This is a genomic window from Streptomyces sp. 2131.1, from assembly GCF_900105515.1.
Taxonomy (GTDB): domain Bacteria; phylum Actinomycetota; class Actinomycetes; order Streptomycetales; family Streptomycetaceae; genus Streptomyces; species Streptomyces drozdowiczii.
The window spans coordinates 1,854,605-1,873,440 of the sequence record NZ_FNSY01000001.1; the positions used below are offsets into that span (position 1 = coordinate 1,854,605).

Here is an 18,836-nt window from a genome sequence, read left to right on the forward strand (position 1 = left end):
GTCGCGCTAGACGGCTTCCACGGTCTCGGGGAGCTGTTCGATGAGGAGTTCGGTGAGCCGGGCGACCTCGGGCACGTCCCCGAAGTCCCTGGCGGCGGTGTCGACGGTCTTGCGGAGCCGGGTGTTGACGCGCTCGGAGCGGACCTTCTTGGCGACGCGCAACGCCTGCTCGGCCGGCACCGTGGACTCCTCGGGCTCGCCCTTGAGCAGGTGGACGGTGGCGAGGCCGATGAGATTGAGCGCGTAGGAACGCTGATGCTCGTCGTCCTCGCCGAACAACTGCACCGCCCGCTGCATGACGGGCTCGGCGAGGGAGGCGTACGTGGGGCTGCGGCCGGCCACGTAGGCGAGGTCGCGGAAGGAGTGCGAGTTCTCGCCGTTGAGCTCGGCCTCGGAGAAGAAGCGGATCCAGTCGGGCTCGGGCTCGCCGTCGACGCCTGCGTCGAGGAAGGTGTCCTCGGCCATGCGGACCGCCCGCTTGCACTTGCTGGGCTGGCCCATGTTCGCGTAGGCGCGGGCCTCCATCGCGTACAGCATGGCCTGGGTGCGCGGGGTCGCGCAGTCGCGGCTGCCGTACTGGGCGAGGTGGATCAGTTCCAGGGCGTCGTCCGGGCGGCCGAGGTGGATCATCTGGCGGCTCATGCTGGACAGGACGTACGAGCCCAGCGGCTTGTCACCGGCCTCCTTGGAGGCGTGCAGGGCGAGCACGAAGTACTTCTGGGCGGTGGGCTGGAGGCCGACGTCGTAGCTCATCCAGCCCGCCAGCTCGGCCAGTTCGGCGGCGCAGCGGAACAGGCGCTTGGAGGTGGCGGCCGGCTGCGGCTCCTGGAGCAGGTCGGTGACCTCGTGGAGCTGGCCGACGACGGCCTTGCGGCGCAGTCCGCCGCCGCACTGCGCGTCCCACTGGCGGAACATCGCGGTGGTCGACTCGAGCAGGTCCAGCTCGGGGCCGGAGAGCCGGGAGGGGCGGCGGGAGGCGGCGGCCGACTCCGGTTCGGCGGCGGGGACGCCCGCGACCGGCACCAGCCAGCGCTGCATGGGCTCGATGAGGGCGGGGCCGGCGGCGAGGGCGAGGGAGCTGCCGAGGAAGCCCCGGCGGGCGAGCATCAGGTCGCTGCGCGAGAACTCGCTGAGCAGGGCGACGGTCTGCGGCCCCGCCCACGGCAGGTCGACACCGGCCACGGAGGGTGCCTGGTGCGGGGTGCGCAGCCCCAGGTCCTCGACGGCGACGACGCTGCCGAAGCGCTCCGAGAACAGCTCGGACAGGATGCGCGGGATCGGCTCGCGCGGCTGCTCGCCGTCCAGCCAGCGCCGCACCCGGGACGTGTCGGTGCTGATGTGGTGGGCGCCCATCTGGCGCGCCCGGCGGTTCACCTGACGGGCCAGCTCGCCCTTGGACCAGCCGCTGCGCACGAACCACGAACCCAGTTGCCCGTTCGGCTGCTTGCCGGCATTCGTCTCGCCTGCGCCGCTGCCACTCACGGATAAGCCCCCATCCCGCCGAATACCTGTCGCGCGAAGCACTATCAGAATGCCGCGAACTCATGTCGCTCGTACGGGCGTTGCGCCCGATCGAACAGAAAACCGGGTTGCCTCCGGCATACCCACGGGCGCACATACTTCCATGGTTCGTGTACCGACGGTAATCCTACGATCACCGGCTCGGCGAGGGCCTTTGCGTAATCGCCACCATTCGCCACCCCTTCGATTGAACGCCACCCCCGCGGGTCGCGATTCACTTGACGGGGCGATCAGTACCGGCGCGAGGAAGCGCCGGGGGGCGCGCGGACGGTTGCACGCTCCTCTTCGTAACCACCGGCGAGCCGGACCCGTTGGAGGGGGCATGGGCTTCACGATCGGCATCCGCGAGATGCGCACCGTTGCGCGGCGTCGTGCCCGTGCGGCCGCCGGCAGCACCGCGGTGGCGGAGTACACGGGGTTGTGGGGCTGGGCCGTCGTGCCGGGGGCCCGCGCGGCGGACGGCACCTGCTCCTGCGGGGACCCCGGCTGCGCCGCCCCGGGCGCGCACCCACTGGACTTCGCCCGCGAGGTGCCCGCGGGGGCCACGCTCGACGCGGTGGCGCGGGCCTGGGCCGAGGTGCCGGGCGCCTCGATGATGCTCCCCGTGGGCCGCGGCTTCGACGTGCTCGACGTGGCGGAGGCGGCCGGCCGCCGGGCCCTGGTGCGGATGGAGCGGATGGGCCTGCCGCTGGGCCCCGTAGCGGTGACCCCGCAGGGCCGCGCGCAGTTCTTCGTGGCGCCGGGCGCGGCCGAGGCGCTCCCCGGGCTGCTGTACCGGATGGGCTGGGACGACGCCGGGCTGGACCTGCGGGCGCTCGGCCCCGGCAGCCACATCACGGCGCCGCCCTCCGACCGGGGCGGGCTCGGGCCGGTGCGCTGGCTGCGGCCGCCCGGCCTGGAGAGCGCGACGCCCCCGGAGGCCCGGCTGCTGCTCGGCACGCTGGCGTACCTCTGCCACCGGTGGGCGGCGCCCTGCGGCTGAGCCGCGTACCGTCCGCACAACGGGAAGCCCGGCCGCGTGAACCTCCGCGGCCGGACTTCCGGTTGTCCTGTCCTGTCCGTCGTGTCAGTCCCCGATCAGGGCGTCCACGAAGGCCTCCGGCTCGAACGGGGCCAGGTCGTCCGGGCCCTCGCCGAGCCCGACGAGCTTGACCGGCACGCCCAGCTCGCGCTGGACGGCGATGACGATGCCGCCCTTGGCGGTGCCGTCGAGCTTGGTGAGGACGATGCCGGTGATGTCGACGACCTCGGCGAAGACCCGCGCCTGCACCAGGCCGTTCTGTCCGGTGGTGGCGTCGAGGACGAGCAGCACCTCGTCGAGCGGGCCGTGCTTCTCGACGACCCGCTTGACCTTGCCCAGCTCGTCCATCAGGCCGGTCTTGGTGTGCAGCCGGCCGGCGGTGTCGATGAGCACCACGTCGGCGCCCTCGGCGATGCCCTCCTTGACGGCGTCGTAGGCGATGGACGCCGGGTCGCCGCCCTCGGGGCCGCGCACGGTACGGGCGCCGACGCGCTCGCCCCAGGTCTGGAGCTGGTCGGCGGCGGCGGCACGGAAGGTGTCGGCCGCGCCGAGCACGACGCTGCGGCCGTCGGCCACGAGCACCCGGGCCAGCTTGCCGGTGGTGGTGGTCTTGCCGGTGCCGTTGACGCCCACGACCATCACGACGCCGGGGGTCTCCAGCCCGCCCTCCGTCTTCACGGCGCGGTCGAAGTCGGTGCCGAGCAGGACGAGCAGCTCCTCGCGCAGCAGGGCGCGCAGCTCCTCTGGGGTGCGGGTGCCGAGCACGCGGACGCGCTCGCGGAGGCGCTCGACCAGTTCCTGGGTGGGGGCGACTCCGACGTCGGCGGTGAGGAGGGTGTCCTCGATCTCCTCCCAGGTGTCCTCGTCGAGGTTGTCCCGGGACAGGAGCGCGAGGAGCCCCTTGCCGAGAGTGTTCTGCGAGCGGGCGAGGCGGGCCCGCAGCCGGACGAGCCGGCCGGCGGTGGGTTCGGGGACGTCGAGCGCGGGGGCGGCGGGCGCCTCGGGCTCCACGGTCTCCGGGGCGGTCTCGGCGGGCGGGGCCGGGACGTCCTCGATGGTGCGGCGCGATTCCTCGCGCGGCTCTTCGGCCTCCTCGCCGACACGGGGCTCGGCGGGAGGTGTGAGGGGCGGCGTGCTCGACGGCGCCGGGGGCAGCTGCTTCTTCTTGCGGCTGCTGACCACGAGCCCGCTGATCACGCCGACCGCGACCAGGGCGATGACTACGGCAAGGATGACGAATTCCATAACCCACCCAGTATCAGTCACCCGGGCCGGCAATCGAGGAAGGGACGGGGTCCGGGCAGTGCCGGGGGGTGCGTCACGATCCGTTCGTTACGCCCGGTACGCCGGAAAGGTACGATCCTGGCCGTGGAGACCCGTGGCCTGGAACCCGTGCCCGACGAGGCGCGGACCGGCCGGGTCCGGGCCCTCTTCCCCACCTGGGCCACGGCGAACATGACCGTGCTGCTCCTCACCGTCGGTGCGGGGCTCGTCGTGCTGAACGGGCTGAGTCTCTGGCAGGTGCTGGTGGCGGCGGTCGTGGCGCCCCTGGTCTCGTTCGGCCTGGTGGGTTCCGTCTCGGTGGCCGGGAAGCGCGGCGGCGCCCCCGGCATGGCGCTGTCGCGGGCGGTTTTCGGCCAACGCGGCAATCTGGCGCCCGGTGCGCTGATCTGGGTGGCGCGGTGGGGCTGGGAGACGATGAACGCGGTGACCGGTGCGTACGCCCTGCTGACCGTGGGCGGGGTGCTGTCCGGGGTCCGGAGCACGCCCGCGCTGATCATGGCGACGCTGCTCGCCTTCGTCGCGGCGAGCTTTCTGCTGTCGGGGCTCGGGCTGCGGGCGCTGCGGGTGTGCTGCACCTGGTCGGCGTACCTCTTCGGCGCCTTCAGCGTGCTCGTCCTGGTGCATCTGGCGGGGTCGGTGCCGTGGCGCGCGGTGCTGGACCGGCCGCCGGGACCGGTGTCGACGGTGGTAGCGGGGATCGGCACGCTGACGGCCGGCGGGATCAGCTGGGCACCGTCGGGGCCGGACTTCACCCGCTATCTGCCGCGCGCCTCGTCGGGCCGGGCCATGGTCGCGGTCACGGTGGGCGGGGCCCTGGTGGTGCTGGTGCCGCTGGTGGTGATGGGAGCGGTGATGGCGGTGCGTACGCCAGGACTCGCGGTCACCAGCGATCCGGTCTCGTTCATCGGCGTACTGCTGCCGACCTGGCTCTCCGTGCCGTACCTGGTCGTCGCGGTCTGCGGCATGGTGCTGATCAACGCGCTGTCGATGTACTCGGCCGGCTTCACCGCGCAGACCCTCGGCTTCACGGTCCCGCGCGCCTGGGCCGTCGGGGTGAACGCGGCGATCAGCCTGTTGCTGGGCGCGCTCCTGATGATGGTGGCGAGCAGCTTCGTCGAGTCCTTCGTATCGTTCCTGCATCTGCTCGCGGTGACGTTCTCGGCCTGGATCGGGGTGTTCGTCACGGACATGCTGCGCGGGCGCGCGTACGACCCGGTGGCGCTGATGGACACCGGCCCGGGGAGCGCGTACTGGTACACGGGAGGCGTCGCGTGGCCCGCCGTCGTCGCCTGGGCCGCGGGCCTGGCGGTGGGGCTGCTGTTCACCGGTACGGAGTGGTTCACCGGCCCCCTCGCCACCACCTGGCCGGGCCGCAGCGGCCTGGGCTGGGCGGTCACGGTGCTCGTCTCGGGCGGTCTGTACGCGATGCTGCCGCGCCCGGGCCGCCCGGAGGCCGTCGGCTGAACCGCGTACGGCCCCGCTCGCCTGGTGCGAACGGGGCCGTACGGTTCCGGGGACGGGGCAGCGGGGGTCAGCCCATCTCCTCCAGCGCCTTGCCCTTGGTCTCCTTCACGAACTTGATGACGAAGGGGATCGAGAGCGTGGCGAAGCAGGCGTAGATGATGTACGTCCCCGAGAGGTTCCAGTCGGCGAGGCTCGGGAAGCTCGCGGTGATCGCCCAGTTGGCGATCCACTGCGCCGAGGCGGCGACACCGAGCGCGGCGGCCCGGATGCGGTTGGGGAACATCTCGCCGAGGAAGACCCAGACCACGACGCCCCACGACAGGGCGAAGAAGAGCACGAAGACGTGGGCGGCGGTGAGGGCCACCGCGCCCTGGACGGTCGGGAGCTTGCCGTCGACCAGGTCGGCGGAGAAGGCCCACGCCTCGAAGGCGAGGGCGACGGCCATGCCGCAGGAGCCGACGAGGGCGAGCGGACGGCGGCCGACCCGGTCCACCAGGATCATCGCGATGACGGTACCGATGATGTTGACGATCGACGTGGTGAACGACCAGAAGAAGGAGTCGGTCGGGTCGATGCCGACGGACTGCCACAGCGTCGCGGAGTAGTAGAACGCCACGTTGATGCCGACGAGCTGCTGGAACACCGAGAGGCCGATACCGACCCAGACGATCGGCAGGAAGCCGAAGCGGCTGCCGAGCAGGTCCCTGAAGGACGACTTGTGCTCGCGGCGCATGGCGGTCTCGATCTCCTCGACGCGCGCGTCGAGGTCGACGTTCTTGCCCTCGACCTCTTCGAGGATCTTCCGGGCCCGCTCCCGCTTGCCGATGGAGAGCAGGAAGCGCGGCGACTCGGGAATGGCGAACGAGAGCAGCCCGTAGAGGATCGCGGGCACGACCATCACGCCGAGCATCCACTGCCAGGCTTCGAGACCGCCGATCTTGCCGCGCTGGTCGCCGTCGGCGATCTGCAGGATGCCGTAGTTGACGAGCTGGGAGATGGCGATGCCGATGACGATCGCGGCCTGCTGGAAGGAGCCGAGCCGGCCGCGGTAGGCGGGCGGCGAGACCTCGGCGATGTACGCGGGGCCGATCACCGAGGCCATGCCGATCGCGAAGCCGCCGATGATGCGCCACATCGCCAGGTCCCAGAGCGCGAACGGGAGCGCGGAGCCCACGGCGCTGATGGTGAACAGGACGGCGGCGATCTGCATGCAGCGGATGCGCCCGATGCGGTCGGCGATCCGGCCGGCCGTGGCGGCGCCGATCGCGCAGCCGATCAGCGCGATGGCGATGACCTGGGCGAGCGTCCCGGAGCCGATGTCGTAACGGTGGCGGATCGCCTCGACGGCGCCGTTGATGACGGAGCTGTCGTAGCCGAACAGGAAACCGCCCATCGCGGCCGCGGCGGTGATGAAGATGACATGGCCGAGGTGGTCCGGGTGGGCCGAACGAGCCCCGGACTCCGGTCCGGATCCTGGCGATGTACTGGTCACGTAAGGCCTCCCTGGCGCGGGGCCGCGGCATCGGACATGGGTGAACTGAGATCAAGTGGCGCACAACTTCGGCCCCGCCACCACTCGGCTACCCCCGCGCTCAGCGAAGACGCTGACTGATCACCTTGGAGACGCCGTCGCCCTGCATCGAGACGCCGTACAGCGCGTCGGCGACCTCCATCGTCCGCTTCTGGTGCGTGATCACGATGAGCTGCGAGCTCTCCTGGAGCTCCTCCATGATCCGGATCAGCCGCTGGAGGTTGGTGTCGTCGAGCGCCGCCTCGACCTCGTCCATCACGTAGAACGGACTGGGCCTCGCCTTGAAGATCGAGACCAGCAACGCCACCGCCGTCAGGGACCTCTCCCCGCCGGACAGCAGGGAGAGCCGCTTGACCTTCTTGCCCGGCGGCCGGGCCTCGACGTCCACACCGGTGGCCAGCATGTTGTCGGGATCGGTCAGGATCAGCCGCCCCTCGCCGCCCGGGAAGAGCCGCGAGAAGACGCCCTCGAACTCTCGCGCGGTGTCCCGGTACGCCTCCGTGAACACCTGCTCCACCCGCTCGTCGACCTCCTTGACGACCTGGAGCAGATCGGCGCGGGTCTTCTTCAGGTCCTCCAGCTGCTCGGAGAGGAACTTGTGCCGCTCCTCCAGCGCGGAGAACTCCTCAAGGGCGAGCGGATTCACCTTCCCGAGTTGCTGATACGCCCGTTCGGCCGACCTGAGCCGCTTCTCCTGCTCGACCCTCACGAACGGCCTGGGCTGGTTACGGGGATGCTCCGGGTCCTCCGGCAGCTCCTCGCCCTCGGCGGGCGGGGACGGCGGCACCGGCTGGTCGGGGCCGTACTCCGCGACCAGACCGGCCGGCTCGACGCCGAGCTCCTCCAGCGCCTTCGTCTCCAGCTGCTCCATGCGCAGCCGCTTCTCGGCGCCCAGGACCTCGCCCCGGTGCACCGAGTCCGTCAGCTTGTCGAGCTCCCCCTTGAGGTCGCGGCCCCGCAGCCGTTCGGCCCCCAGCTCCTTCTCCCGCTCGCCCTTCGACGCCTCGGCCGCCGCCCGCTCCTGCTCCGCCCGTACGACGGACACCTCGACGTGCGCCAGCAGCTGCCGGGCGCCCGAGGCCACGGCCGCGGCCACCTCCGCCTCGTGCCGCAGCCGGGCGCGCCGCCGCTCGGCCCTGGCCCGCGCCTCGCGCTCGGTCCTGGCCGCCCGGTCCAGGGAGTCGGCGCGCCCGGCGAGGGCCTTGACGCGTTCCTCGTGGGTACGGACCTGGAGGCGGGCCTCCATCTCGGTCTGGCGGGCGTTGGCACCGTCGGCCGCGAGCCGGTCGCGCACGGCGGTGTCCGGTTCGTCGTCGGCGCCGTCCCCGGCCGCCTCCTCGGCGACGAGCAGCCGCTCGGCCAGCTCCTCCGCCTCCTCGGTGGCCCGCTCCAGCGCCTCCTGGGCCCGGGCGGCGGAGGCGTCCATGCGCTCGGCCTCACCGGCGGCGCCCCGCGCCTGGCCGGCCAGGCGGCCGAGCTGCTGGGCCACCCCTGACCGCTCCCGCTCGACGGCCCGGCGCCGCTCTCCCAGCTCCTCGACGAGCGCCGCCGAGGCGGCCCGCCGCCCGGCCGCGAGCCGCTGGGCCTCGGCGAGTCCGGTGCAGCGCACGGCCAGTGCGTCGAGCTCGGCGGCGGCCTCGTCCACCGACGCCTGTACTTCGAGCAGGCTGGGCGCCCCGGCCGAACCGCCGTGCGCGAAGTGGGCGGAGAGCAGGTCGCCCTCGGCGGTCACGGCCGTCAGCTCCGGATGCGCGGCGACCAGGTCCTCGGCGTCCTCCAGGGTCGCGACGACCACCATGTCCCGCACCAGCCTGCGGACGGCGGCCACCAGTTCGACGGGGCCGGTGACCAGATCGGCGACGTGGGCGGCGGAGCCGCCGGCGGGGGCGAGGGCCCGCACGGCGGGTACGGGGTCCGGCGCCCGCCTCGCCGCTACGGCCTCCGCCGCTCCCCCGCCCTCCGTGGCCGGGCCGGGAAGCGCGATGTGCGTGGCGGCCCCGTGGTGCGGCGGGTGTGCCGAGGTGCCCTGGCCGGGTACGTGCCCGGCCGCGTCGCCGACCCCGGTGGCGGCCCGCGCCGGTCCGCCCAGGAGCAGCGCCGCCCGCCCCGCGTCCTGTTTGCGCAGGAGCCGGATCGCCTCCGCCGCCGTGGCCGGGTCCGCGACCGCGACCGCGTCCGCCGCCGCGCCCAGCGCCGCCGCCACCGCGACCTCGTGGCCCGGGGCGACCGTCAGCAGTTCGGCGGCGGGGCCGAGCAGGCCGGCGAGCTGGTCGCGGGCCCCGAGCAGCGCTCCCGTACCGTCCTTGCGCCGCAGCCCCAGGGCCAGGGCGTCGTGCCGGGCCGCGACGGCGGCGCGCTGCCGTTCGGCGGCGGTGGCCTCCTCGCGGGCCCGGGAGAGCGCGGCCTCGGCGTCCTTCAGCCCGCGCCGGGCCGCGTCGTGCTGTTCGCCGAGTTCGGTGTCGCCGGCGTCCAGGCCGTCGACCTCGGCCTTCAGCTGCTCGTACTCCTCCTGGGCCGCGACGGCCCGCTCCCGCGCCTCGTCGCGCGAGGCGGACAGCCGGTCGATCTCCGCCTGGGCCGAACCGGCGCGACTGCGGGCGGCGTTGACCTGGCCGTGGAGCCGGGCCAGCCCTTCGCGTCGGTCGGCCAGGGCGCGGGCGGCGTCCTTGAGCCGGCGCTCCTCGGCCGCCAACTCGCGCTCCAGCTCCTGGCGGTGGGAGGCGGTGTCGTCGAGCGCGTGCTCCGCCGCCTCCAGGGCCGCGGTCAGCTCGGCCTCCTGCTCGCGGATGCGGGCGGCCTCGCGCTCCATGTCCTCGGGGTCGCGGCCCCGGCGCTCCTCCTCGGGCGGCGCGGTGGCGCTCTTCACCCTGGCGTCGGCCAGCGAGATCGTGCCGCGTACCCGCTCGGCCAGCTGCGACAGCTCGTACCAGGTCTGCTGGGCGCGCTGGAGGCGTGGCGTCAGCCGCCGCACCTCGTCCTCCAGTTCGGCCTCGCGGGCGAGGGCGGCCTTGAGTTCCGCCTCGGCCGCCTCCCGGCGCTGCTTCAGCGCGGCCTCGTCGGCGATCTCGCTGCGCAGGGCGGTGCGCAGGGTCACCAGGTCGTCGGCGAGGAGCCGCAGCCGGGCGTCGCGCAGGTCGGCCTGGATGACGGCGGCCCGGCGGGCCACGGCGGCCTGCCGGCCGAGCGGCTTCAGCTGCCGCCGCAGCTCGTCGGTGAGGTCCTGGACCCTGGCGAGGTTCGCCCCCATCGCGTCCAGCTTCCGCAGCGCCTTCTCCTTGCGCTTGCGGTGCTTGAGGACCCCGGCCGCCTCCTCGATGAAGGCGCGGCGGCCCATGGGGTCGGCGTGCAGGACGGAGTCCAGCTGGCCCTGGCCGACGATGACGTGCATCTCGCGGCCGATGCCGGAGTCGGAGAGGAGTTCCTGGATGTCGAGCAGCCGGCAGGTATCACCGTTGATCTGGTATTCGCTGCCGCCGTTGCGGAACATGATCCGCGTGATGGTGACTTCGGCGTACTCGATGGGCAGGGCGCCGTCGGAATTGTCGATGGTCAGCGAGACCTCGGCGCGGCCCAGCGGCGGGCGGCCGGTGGTCCCGGCGAAGATCACGTCTTCCATCTTGCCGCCGCGCAGGGATTTCGCTCCCTGCTCCCCCATGACCCAGGAGAGCGCGTCCACCACATTGGACTTGCCCGATCCATTGGGCCCGACGACGCAGGTGATACCGGGTTCGAAGCGCAGAGTCGTGGCGGAGGCGAACGACTTGAAACCGCGCAGGGTCAGGGCCTTGAGGTGCACGCCGCCGGACTCTACCTTTCACTCTCGGTTTCGCCGCTGAAGGTGCAGGGCACATCAGACGGTAAAGGAAGGGGTGTACGTCCGGGGCGGGACCTGCGCGAGTCCGGGGGAAAAGAAAGAAGGGACGCCGAAGCGTCCCCTGTAATTCTGCGGAACAGGTGTCGTCGCACAGGCTTGCCGGGCGTGCGGACGTGCGTTACTGGATCAATGACGAGGCAGAGGAGATGCGGATCAACGCAATCCGGCTATGCTCCGGCCTGCGGTATTGATCCTCAATGATCCGGTGGTGATCCGGCGATGTGCCCGTGCGATCGGCGCGTGGGCCCGACCGGCCCCTCGGGGGCCTTCAGGTCGGGTCAGGTGAGCGCCGGCTCCGCCTGGGGTACGTCGATGTCGATGCTGTCGAGCAGCGACTGGTGCTGGGCGGCGGCATTGAGTGCGTCGTTCTCCTCCTGAATCCGTACGAGCTCGGATTCGAGGTCCTGGACGCGCTGCTGAAGCCGTCGCATCTCGGCGAGGAGTCGCGGGTCGGAACCGCCGACGTAACCGAGAAGCGCCTTTGCCATGATGGATGGTCCTCCACAATGAGTGACCGACCGATGCGGTGTGGGTCGTGAGGGATCGCACCCGCGGTGCTCGGCAGTGCTCTGTTGTCACTGCTGTCCTGCTGCCTACCAGCTCTGCCGAACAGCTAAGGTGCGCGGGGATTTCAGAGTCTCACCAAAAAGTTTGACGGTCAACACGATCACACCCCGCAGACGCGGGCGTCCCGGGGGCGCGCGGCAAGACGATCATGCGGCGCGACTCTCCGACGGGGCCCTCAGGGGTACGGAGATCATCCTTTGGGCGGCAGCCTGACATGCCAACCGAATCTTGGCAACCATCGGAACATTCCGCAGGTCATTTCATGTGTACGCGCGATGGGGGCGCCCCCGGTCACCCCTCGCCGCGCATCGGACACGGCCCGGATACGAACCCCTTCGGCGGTCCGCCCGCCGGCCTTCTCAGCGGATCGCGAATCCCTCGTATCCACCGCGCGGCGTGTCCCAGATCTCAGTGACGCCATCTACGCGGCCGGGTGTGTCGTCCGAGCGCAGCCACTCCAGAAGACGGTGGCAATTCTCACGCCGGCCCTCGGCCACGACCTGCACCCTGCCGTCGTCGAGATTGAGGGCGAAACCGGTGAGGCCCCCGATCTCCAAAGCGTTTGCCCTGGTGAACCAGCGGAACCCTACTTGCTGTACTCGGCCGCGTACCCAAGCGGTGAGTCGTGCATCTTCGTTCATGCCCGAACGCTAACCGGCCAAATGCTTTCGGAGCACTTGTCGGCGAAACACCATGGCGTACAGTCCCCTCGCAAAAGCTTCACTCGTTCGGGTGAGCATGGTGGCGTCGAAAACGGCGTCCAGGTCGTCAGAAGGGCACAGCAGATGGGACGCCATCGACGCAGCGCCGCAGCTCCCGCCGCTGAGGAACAGGTGGACGGGGCCGCGGGCCGGCACCGGGGGGCGGGCCGCAGGAAGCGGTCGGCGATCCCCGTGCGCACCGGACTCATAGGCGTCTCGGCGGCCATGGCCGTCGGAGCGGTCGCCGTGGCCTCGGGTCTGCTGCCCGGCGGCGACAGCTACACCGTGGGCGGCGGTCCGGCCGCCGACCAGGTGCGCTCCCAGGCCGCACCGAACCTGCTCACCCAGGGCGGCGCGACCACCCCGTCCGCCGACCGCTCCTCCGCTTCGGCCACCGCGAGCCGCGGCACCGACCGCCCCGCGGCACCGAAGAAGTCGCGTTCCGCCACGTCGGACCCGTCGAAGTCGGCCTCGGCCACCACCTCGCACTCGCCGTCCGCTTCGTCCTCCGCTTCCGCCTCGCCCTCGAAGACGGCCACGCCGTCAAAGTCGCCGGCCGGCAAGAAGTCCGCCGCCGGGAAGACGACGGCGCCCAGGAAGAACGAGAAGAAGGAGACGGCCAAGCCCTCCTCCTCCGCCTCGAAGGCCCCGGCCACCGAGGCAGCCAAGAGCTCGGCGCCGGCCGCCCGCAAGTCCTCGTCCGCCGCACCGGCCCCGTCGAAGAGCAGCACGCCGAGCGCCACCGCCGCCTCGGCCCAGGCCGCGATCCTGGCCCTCGTCAACGAGGAGCGCGGCAAGGTCGGGTGCAGCCCGGTCACGGCGAGCTCGTCGCTGGCCTCGCTCGCCCAGAACTTCAGCGACGACATGGCGGCGCGCGGCTTCTTCGACCACACGGACCCGGACGGCAAGACCCCCTGGGACCGGGCGGACGCGGCCGGTGTCTCGGGCCTCGGCGGCGAGAACATAGCCCGCGGCCAGGCCGACGCGCAGGCCGTGATGGACGCCTGGATGAACAGCGACGGCCACCGAGCAAACATTCTCAACTGCGACTACAAGACGCTCGGCGTGGGCGTCCACTACGGCGCCGGCGGCCCCTGGTGGACCCAGGACTTCGGCTTCTGACCCGTCTCGCCTCAGTACCCACACCTCGTACGCCCCACTCGCTCTCCCCCGGATCGCACTGACTCAGGGAAAGCGCTGTGCGGGCGTACGCTGGTTTCATGGACCAGAGCACCGCACCGGAGACGTCGGCGACGGACGACCTGCCCTTCGACGTGTTCTCGAAGCAGTGCCCCTCGCGCGGCCTGCTGGAACACGCCACCGGCCGCTGGGGCGCCCTCACGCTCGGCGCCCTGTACGAGGAGAGCCTGCGCTTCAACGCACTGCGCCGCCGGGTCGACGGGGTGAGCGAGAAGATGCTGTCCCAGACCCTGCACGCGCTGGAGCGCGACGGCCTGGTGCACCGCGAGGCCCAGCCCGTCAATCCGCCCCGCGTCGACTACGAGCTGACGCCGCTGGGCCGTGAGGTCGCGGAGCGGCTGCTCGGCCTCATCCACTTCGTCGAGGGCCGGATGCCCGAGGTCCTGGAGGCCCGGGCCCGTTACGACGCTAGGGCGTGACGCGCGGCGGGCGCTGGCAGCGGGGGCAGTAGTAGCTGGACCGGTTCATCCAGGGGCGCCGCGCCATCGCCGTACCGCAGCGGTGGCAGGGCTCGCCCTCACGGCCGTAGGCGTCGAGCGACCGGTCGAAGTAGCCCGACTCGCCGTTCACGTTCACGTAGAGGCTGTCGAAGCTGGTGCCGCCCTGGGCCAGCGCCGCGTTCATGACGTCGCGGACGTGGCCGAGCAGTTCGGCGGACTTGGGACGGGTGAGCGTCGCCGTCGGGCGGTCGTAGTGCAGCCGGGCCCGCCAGAGCGCCTCGTCCGCGTAGATGTTGCCGACCCCGCTGATCAGCGACTGATCGAGCAGGGCGCGCTTGACCGTGGTGCGGCGCAGCCGGAGCGCCGTGTGGAAGGCGGCGTCGTCGAAGGCCGGGTCCAGCGGGTCGCGGGCGATGTGCGCGATGACGTCGGGCAGTCCGTCGGGGGTGTTCTCGTGGAGCGAGAGTCCGCCGAAGGTGCGCTGGTCGACGAAGCGGAGTTCGGTGCCGACCGCGTCGGCGAACCTGATCCTGATGCGCAGGTGCTTCTCGTCGGGCGCCCCCTCGGGCTGGACGAGGAGCTGACCGCTCATGCCGAGGTGGCCCAGGAGCGAGCCGGCCGCCTCGTCGAGCGGCACCCAGAGGTACTTGCCCCGGCGCATCGCGGTCCCGAACCGCGTCCCCGTCAGCCGGGCCGCGAAGTCCACGCCGCCCGCGAGGTGGCGGCGGACCGCGCGCGGGTGCAGGACCTCGACCTCACCGGCGGTGCGTCCGGCGACCCAGCGCTCCAGACCTCGGCGGACGACTTCGACCTCGGGCAGTTCGGGCACGGACGGCTCCTGGGGTGGGACGCGACGGGGTACACGGACACGGAGAACCCCCCGGTGCACGGCGGCACCGGGGGGTTCTCGCAGGTCAGGCCGGAGCGACGTCCCCGGAGGGCGACGGGTCGGCAGGGGTGTCGGCGGCCCCTCCGTCGGCAGCGGCCTTCGCCGCCGCCTCCCGTGCTTCCGCGGCGGCGCTGATCTCGCGCCAGGCGGACTCCGCCGCCTGCTGCTCCGCTTCCTTCTTGCTACGGCCGGTGCCGGTGCCGTACGAGACACCACCGACGCGGGCGGCAGCAGTGAAGGTCTTCTCGTGGTCCGGGCCGGTCTCCGTGACGAGGTACTCGGGTACTCCGAGGCTCTCGCTCGCGGTGAGCTCCTGGAGGCTGGTCTTCCAGTCCAGGCCGGCACCGAGGTTCGAGGACCTGTCGATCAGCGGATCGAAGAGCCGGTGAACCAGCTCCGATGCCGCGTCGAGGCCCTGATCGAGATAGACCGCGCCGATCACCGCTTCCAGGGTGTCGGCGAGGATGGATGCCTTGTCCCGGCCACCCGTGCCCTCTTCACCTCGGCCGAGCCGGATGAAGGAGCCGAGTTCGAGGCCGCGGCCCACCTCCGCAAGCGCACGCGAGTTGACCACCGCGGCCCGCAACTTGGCCAGCTGGCCTTCGGGCAGGTCGGGGTGGGTACGGTACAGCGTGTCCGTGACCACGAGACCGAGCACGGAGTCCCCGAGGAACTCCAGCCGCTCGTTCGTGGGCAGACCGCCGTTCTCGTACGCGTACGAACGGTGGGTCAGCGCACGCACCAGAAGGGCGGACTCGAGTTGGTACCCGAGCCGCCCTTCCAGAAGCGTGTGGGACGAGGCTGTGTTGACGTTGTCTGCCTGCTTCTTGGCGTGGGACAACTCAGACATCGGGCCTCTCACCAGCCGCTCAGACCTCGAGGACCTGGCGCTTGTTGTACGTGCCGCAGCTGGGGCACGCGATGTGCTGCAGCTTCGGCTCCTGGCAGCGCTCGCACGAAACCAGGGTGGGGACCGCAGCCTTCCACTGCGACCGGCGGTGGCGCGTGTTGCTGCGCGACATCTTCCGCTTCGGAACAGCCACGGCTACTTCTCCTGCTTCTTGTCGACGCCGGGTGCGGCGCCGCCCATGTTGTCCTTCTCGCCGTCCTGAACGGTCTCGGCGAGTCCTTGCAGTGCCGCCCAACGAGCGTCGACGGCATCGTGGTGGTGGCCCGGATTCTCGTCCAGCCGGACTCCGCATTCGGAGCACAGACCGGCACAGGATTCCTTGCACACCGGCTGCATCGGCAGTGCGAGCACCACCGCATCACGCAGCACCGGCTCGAGGTCGAACAGGCCGTCCTCGAGAAAAAGCCTGTCCTCGTCGTCCTCGGCGTCGTCGACCGGGTCCGCGGGCTTGCCGTGGTTCCGGTCATCGGCGTCAGGGTACGAGAACATCTCCTGGAAGTCCGCCTCGACCTTTCGGTTCAGCGGCTCCAGACACCTTACGCACTCCCCCTCGACCGCCGCACGGGCGGTCCCGGTGACGAGCACGCCCTCCATGACGGATTCGAGACGGAGGTCGAGCTCCACCGGAGCGCCCTCGGGCACTCCGATGACGTCGGCGATGCCGAGGTCGGCGGGAGCGTCCGCCGTACGGGTCAGCCGCTTCATGGCACCCGGACGCCGGCCCAGCTCGTGCGTGTCGAACACGAGGGGGTTTCGGTGGTCGAGCTGGCCGTTCAGGGCTTTTCCTGCTTTCGGATCGAACGCGTCACGCGTGGTGTGGGGAGGGGCCGACCGGTCCGGAGTCGAAGCGGGCAGCCGGGATCGCGGACATACGCGCGACCGAAGAGCCAGGATACTGGACACACCGCCCAGCTCCCAATCCGGTCCCGGAAGGACCCCGGGCCGGCCGGTCAGCGCTCCTGTTCGTAGCGGCGCAGCTGGTCCAGGTCGATCATGCTGGTGTCGAACAGGCTGGTCTCGTCCAGGGCGCCCTCGCCGTGCTGCTGGTGGGGCTGCTGGGACGGGACGGGCTGCTGCCAGGCGTCGTAGCCGCCCTGGGCCTGCATCGCGTGCTGTGCCTGGTTCTGGTCGTAGCCCTGCTGCTGGTAGGCGGCGTACGGGTCGGACTGCTGCTGGTAGCCGTAGACGTCCTGCTGGGCGTGCTGGTCGTGCGGGACCCCGTACGCGTCCTGCTGCGGCGCTTCCTGGTAGCCGTCCTGCTGCTGGACCCGCTGGTCCTGGTAGCCGTAGCCCTGGGCGTACTGCGGTTCCGGCTGACCGTACTGCGGCTCGGTCTGGTGCGGGATCTGGAGCGGCTGCGGGGCGGCGACCTCGGCCAGTCCGGCCCAGTGGTCCTCGTCACTGGTGTGCCCCTGCTCGCCGGCCGCGTCCTGGGCGGCGATGTGCGCGCCCAGCTCGTCGGTGGCGACCCGGCCGTGCAGCTTCTGCCGGCCGCGGCCGACGGCCTCCAGGGTCTTGGCGAGCACCGCCTCGAAGGCGCCGAGCTTGGTGTCCACGTACGCGTCGGCGCGCTGCCGGAGCGTCTCCGGGTCGGCGCTGCGCTCGGGGGCCTCGGCGAAGTCGGGGTCCTCGTAGCCCTGCTCGTCGAAGCCCTGGCCGCGGCCGAGGAGCTTCTCGCGGCCGCGGTCGACGGAGCCGATGGTCTTGGTGAGGACGACCTCGAAGTTGGCGAGCTTGCTGTCGACGTACTCGTCGGCCTCGGCGCGGACCTCGTCGGCCTCCTTGCGGGCCTCGGTGAGGATGCGGTCGGCCTCGGCCTGGGAGCGCCGGGCGATCTCGGTGTCGGAGATCAGGGCGGTGCGCTCGGCGTGGGCGTTCTCGATGATGCGGCCGGCCTCCTGGCGGGCCTGTTCGACGAGCTGCTCGTGGCCGCCGATGACCTCCGCGGCCTGGGCGAGCGAGCCGGGCAGGGCCTCGCGCACCTCTTCGAGCATCGCGAGCAGTTCGGCGCGGTTGACCACGCAGGACGCCGACATGGGCATGGACCGGGCGTTCCCGACCGTGTCGACGATCTCGTCGAGCTTCTTCTGCACGTCCACCGTGTGCTCGCCACTCTCTACTGCCGGTTGGAGACGGACGGGACGACTGTACGGCCAGTCGGCTCCCGTCCGACACCTGTGGTGCGTACGGCTGACGCGCGGTCAGTGGCTCAGGGCTGCGCGAGGCGTTCGGTCAGGGCCTCCTGGACGACCGGCGGCAGCAGGTGGGACACGTCGCCGCCCCAGGTGGCCACCTCCTTGACCAAGGAGGAGGACAGGAAGCTGTAGGTGGGGTTGGTCGGCACGAAGAGCGTCTCGACGCCGGAGAGCCCGTTGTTCATCTGGGCCATCTGGAGTTCGTAGTCGAAGTCGCTGACGGCCCGCAGGCCCTTCACGATCGCCGGGATGTCGCGCTGCTTGCAGAAGTCGACGAGGAGGCCGTGGAATGCCTCGACCTCGACGTTGCCGAACTCGGCGGTGACCTGGCGGATGAGGTCTATCCGCTCGTCGACCGTGAAGAGGCCCTTCTTGGACTGGTTGATCATCACCGCGACGTGCACGACGTCGTACAGCTTCGAGGCTCGGCCGATGATGTCGAGATGTCCGTTGGTGATGGGGTCGAACGACCCCGGGCATACGGCGCGGCGCAACTTGATTCCCTCGCTCTCCGGTCCGGTCATCGTGCGTCTTCGCACGTAGCGGCGGCGCGACCGTACCAAAGCGTCCCCTCGCCGTAGCGACGGGCCCGCAATGGCTCGAAACCCTTGGGCCAGCTGAATTCTCCGCCTCTGGTGCTGCGTTCCACGGTGACGAGCGCGTCGCCCGTGAGCCACCCCTGGGCACGGAGTGTGAGCAGGATCTCGCGAAGATCGTCGTCGGTGACGGCGTACGGCGGGTCCAGGAAGATCACGTCGTACGGTTCGGCGGGTGCCGGGCCCGTCACGATCTGTTCCGCTTTGCCGCCGCGGACCTCGGCGCCGGGCAGGCCCAGGGTGCGGGCGTTGTCCTTCACGGTGCGCAGGGCCTTGGCGTCGGCCTCGACGAGCAGGGCGTGGGCGGCGCCCCGGGAGAGGGCTTCGAGGCCGACGGCGCCGGAGCCGGCGTAGAGATCGGCGATCCGGACGCCGTCCAGGGTGCCCAGGAGCGCCTGCCAGGTGGAGAACAGGCCCTCGCGCGCGCGGTCGGATGTGGGCCGGGTGCCGGTGCCGGGCGGGACGGCCAGGCGGCGTCCGCCGGCCACGCCTGCGATCACGCGGGTCATGGGTGACTGGTCCTCGGGTCGGGGCGGCGCTCGGGGTGCCGTGGGCGCCGTACCTCCCACGATATGGCGTCGGGGAGGGGCGGGCTTCCCGGGGCGGGCGGGGGTGGGCCGGGGACACGCCGGGGCGGCGGCCC

General features: G+C 71.7%; 17 protein-coding genes. 4 read left to right on the forward strand and 13 right to left on the reverse strand.

Going from position 1 to position 18,836, the window contains the following annotated elements; all coding sequences use genetic code 11:
• Positions 1-6 precede the first annotated feature (6 nt).
• Positions 7-1,482 (reverse strand): transcriptional repressor NsdA, encoded by a 1,476-nt coding sequence (locus tag BLW14_RS08135; RefSeq protein WP_093705778.1) that lies wholly within the window; start codon positions 1,480-1,482, stop codon positions 7-9.
• A gap of 361 nt (positions 1,483-1,843) precedes the next feature.
• Here BLW14_RS08135 and BLW14_RS08140 point away from each other — a divergent pair, with 361 nt between their 5' ends.
• Entirely contained in the window at positions 1,844-2,503 is a 660-nt protein-coding gene (locus BLW14_RS08140; protein WP_093705780.1) for a bifunctional DNA primase/polymerase, read from the forward strand.
• Positions 2,504-2,587: 84 nt separating this feature from the next.
• Here BLW14_RS08140 and ftsY read toward each other — a convergent pair whose 3' ends face one another.
• On the reverse strand, positions 2,588-3,787 hold the full coding sequence (gene ftsY, locus BLW14_RS08145) for a signal recognition particle-docking protein FtsY (RefSeq protein ID WP_093705782.1): 1,200 nt from the start codon (positions 3,785-3,787) through the stop codon (positions 2,588-2,590).
• A gap of 123 nt (positions 3,788-3,910) precedes the next feature.
• On the opposite strand from ftsY, the gene BLW14_RS08150 reads away from it, so the two are divergent.
• Positions 3,911-5,290: a purine-cytosine permease family protein gene (locus tag BLW14_RS08150; RefSeq protein ID WP_093705784.1), complete on the forward strand. Its 1,380-nt coding sequence runs from the start codon at positions 3,911-3,913 to the stop codon at positions 5,288-5,290.
• 67 nt (positions 5,291-5,357) lie between these two features.
• On the opposite strand, the gene BLW14_RS08155 is transcribed toward BLW14_RS08150, so the two are convergent.
• From BLW14_RS08155 to BLW14_RS08175, 4 genes are all read right to left on the reverse strand, one after another.
• On the reverse strand, positions 5,358-6,782 hold the full coding sequence (locus BLW14_RS08155) for a sugar porter family MFS transporter (RefSeq protein WP_093705786.1): 1,425 nt from the start codon (positions 6,780-6,782) through the stop codon (positions 5,358-5,360).
• Between the two features lie 100 nt (positions 6,783-6,882).
• Positions 6,883-10,617: a chromosome segregation SMC family protein gene (locus BLW14_RS08160; protein WP_093705788.1), complete on the reverse strand. Its 3,735-nt coding sequence runs from the start codon at positions 10,615-10,617 to the stop codon at positions 6,883-6,885.
• Positions 10,618-10,973: 356 nt separating this feature from the next.
• Complete coding sequence (locus tag BLW14_RS08165) at positions 10,974-11,183, reverse strand: hypothetical protein (RefSeq protein ID WP_018102403.1); 210 nt, start codon at positions 11,181-11,183, stop codon at positions 10,974-10,976.
• A 438-nt stretch (positions 11,184-11,621) separates the two neighbouring features.
• Complete coding sequence (locus tag BLW14_RS08175) at positions 11,622-11,903, reverse strand: acylphosphatase (RefSeq protein WP_093705790.1); 282 nt, start codon at positions 11,901-11,903, stop codon at positions 11,622-11,624.
• A gap of 144 nt (positions 11,904-12,047) precedes the next feature.
• Here BLW14_RS08175 and BLW14_RS08180 point away from each other — a divergent pair, with 144 nt between their 5' ends.
• Together BLW14_RS08180 and BLW14_RS08185 are read left to right on the forward strand one after the other, a co-directional pair.
• Complete coding sequence (locus BLW14_RS08180) at positions 12,048-13,085, forward strand: CAP domain-containing protein (RefSeq protein WP_177153921.1); 1,038 nt, start codon at positions 12,048-12,050, stop codon at positions 13,083-13,085.
• A 98-nt stretch (positions 13,086-13,183) separates the two neighbouring features.
• Positions 13,184-13,582, forward strand: coding sequence for a winged helix-turn-helix transcriptional regulator (locus BLW14_RS08185; protein ID WP_165946111.1), 399 nt, complete (start codon positions 13,184-13,186; stop codon positions 13,580-13,582).
• Here BLW14_RS08185 and mutM read toward each other — a convergent pair.
• The 7 genes from mutM to rsmD form a co-directional block, all read right to left on the reverse strand.
• Positions 13,572-14,432, reverse strand: coding sequence for a bifunctional DNA-formamidopyrimidine glycosylase/DNA-(apurinic or apyrimidinic site) lyase (gene mutM / locus BLW14_RS08190; RefSeq protein ID WP_093705796.1), 861 nt, complete (start codon positions 14,430-14,432; stop codon positions 13,572-13,574). The genes BLW14_RS08185 and mutM overlap by 11 nt on opposite strands.
• Positions 14,433-14,517: 85 nt before the next feature.
• The gene (rnc, locus tag BLW14_RS08195; RefSeq protein WP_026242489.1) at positions 14,518-15,342 is read right to left on the reverse strand and encodes a ribonuclease III; all 825 of its coding nucleotides are present in this window, start codon (positions 15,340-15,342) and stop codon (positions 14,518-14,520) included.
• Positions 15,343-15,361: 19 nt separating this feature from the next.
• Positions 15,362-15,535, reverse strand: a complete 174-nt coding sequence (gene rpmF / locus BLW14_RS08200; RefSeq protein WP_003965982.1) for a 50S ribosomal protein L32 — start codon at positions 15,533-15,535, stop codon at positions 15,362-15,364.
• Between the two features lie 2 nt (positions 15,536-15,537).
• On the reverse strand, positions 15,538-16,146 hold the full coding sequence (locus BLW14_RS08205; protein ID WP_093705798.1) for a YceD family protein: 609 nt from the start codon (positions 16,144-16,146) through the stop codon (positions 15,538-15,540).
• A gap of 206 nt (positions 16,147-16,352) precedes the next feature.
• A complete protein-coding gene (locus tag BLW14_RS08210) occupies positions 16,353-17,501 on the reverse strand; it encodes an ATP synthase F0 subunit B (protein WP_093705800.1) in 1,149 nt (382 codons plus the stop codon).
• Between the two features lie 110 nt (positions 17,502-17,611).
• Positions 17,612-18,091: a pantetheine-phosphate adenylyltransferase gene (gene coaD, locus BLW14_RS08215; protein WP_207925452.1), complete on the reverse strand. Its 480-nt coding sequence runs from the start codon at positions 18,089-18,091 to the stop codon at positions 17,612-17,614.
• A 26-nt stretch (positions 18,092-18,117) separates the two neighbouring features.
• A complete protein-coding gene (rsmD, locus tag BLW14_RS08220) occupies positions 18,118-18,702 on the reverse strand; it encodes a 16S rRNA (guanine(966)-N(2))-methyltransferase RsmD (RefSeq protein ID WP_093705804.1) in 585 nt (194 codons plus the stop codon).
• Between the last annotated feature and the right edge of the window lie 134 nt (positions 18,703-18,836).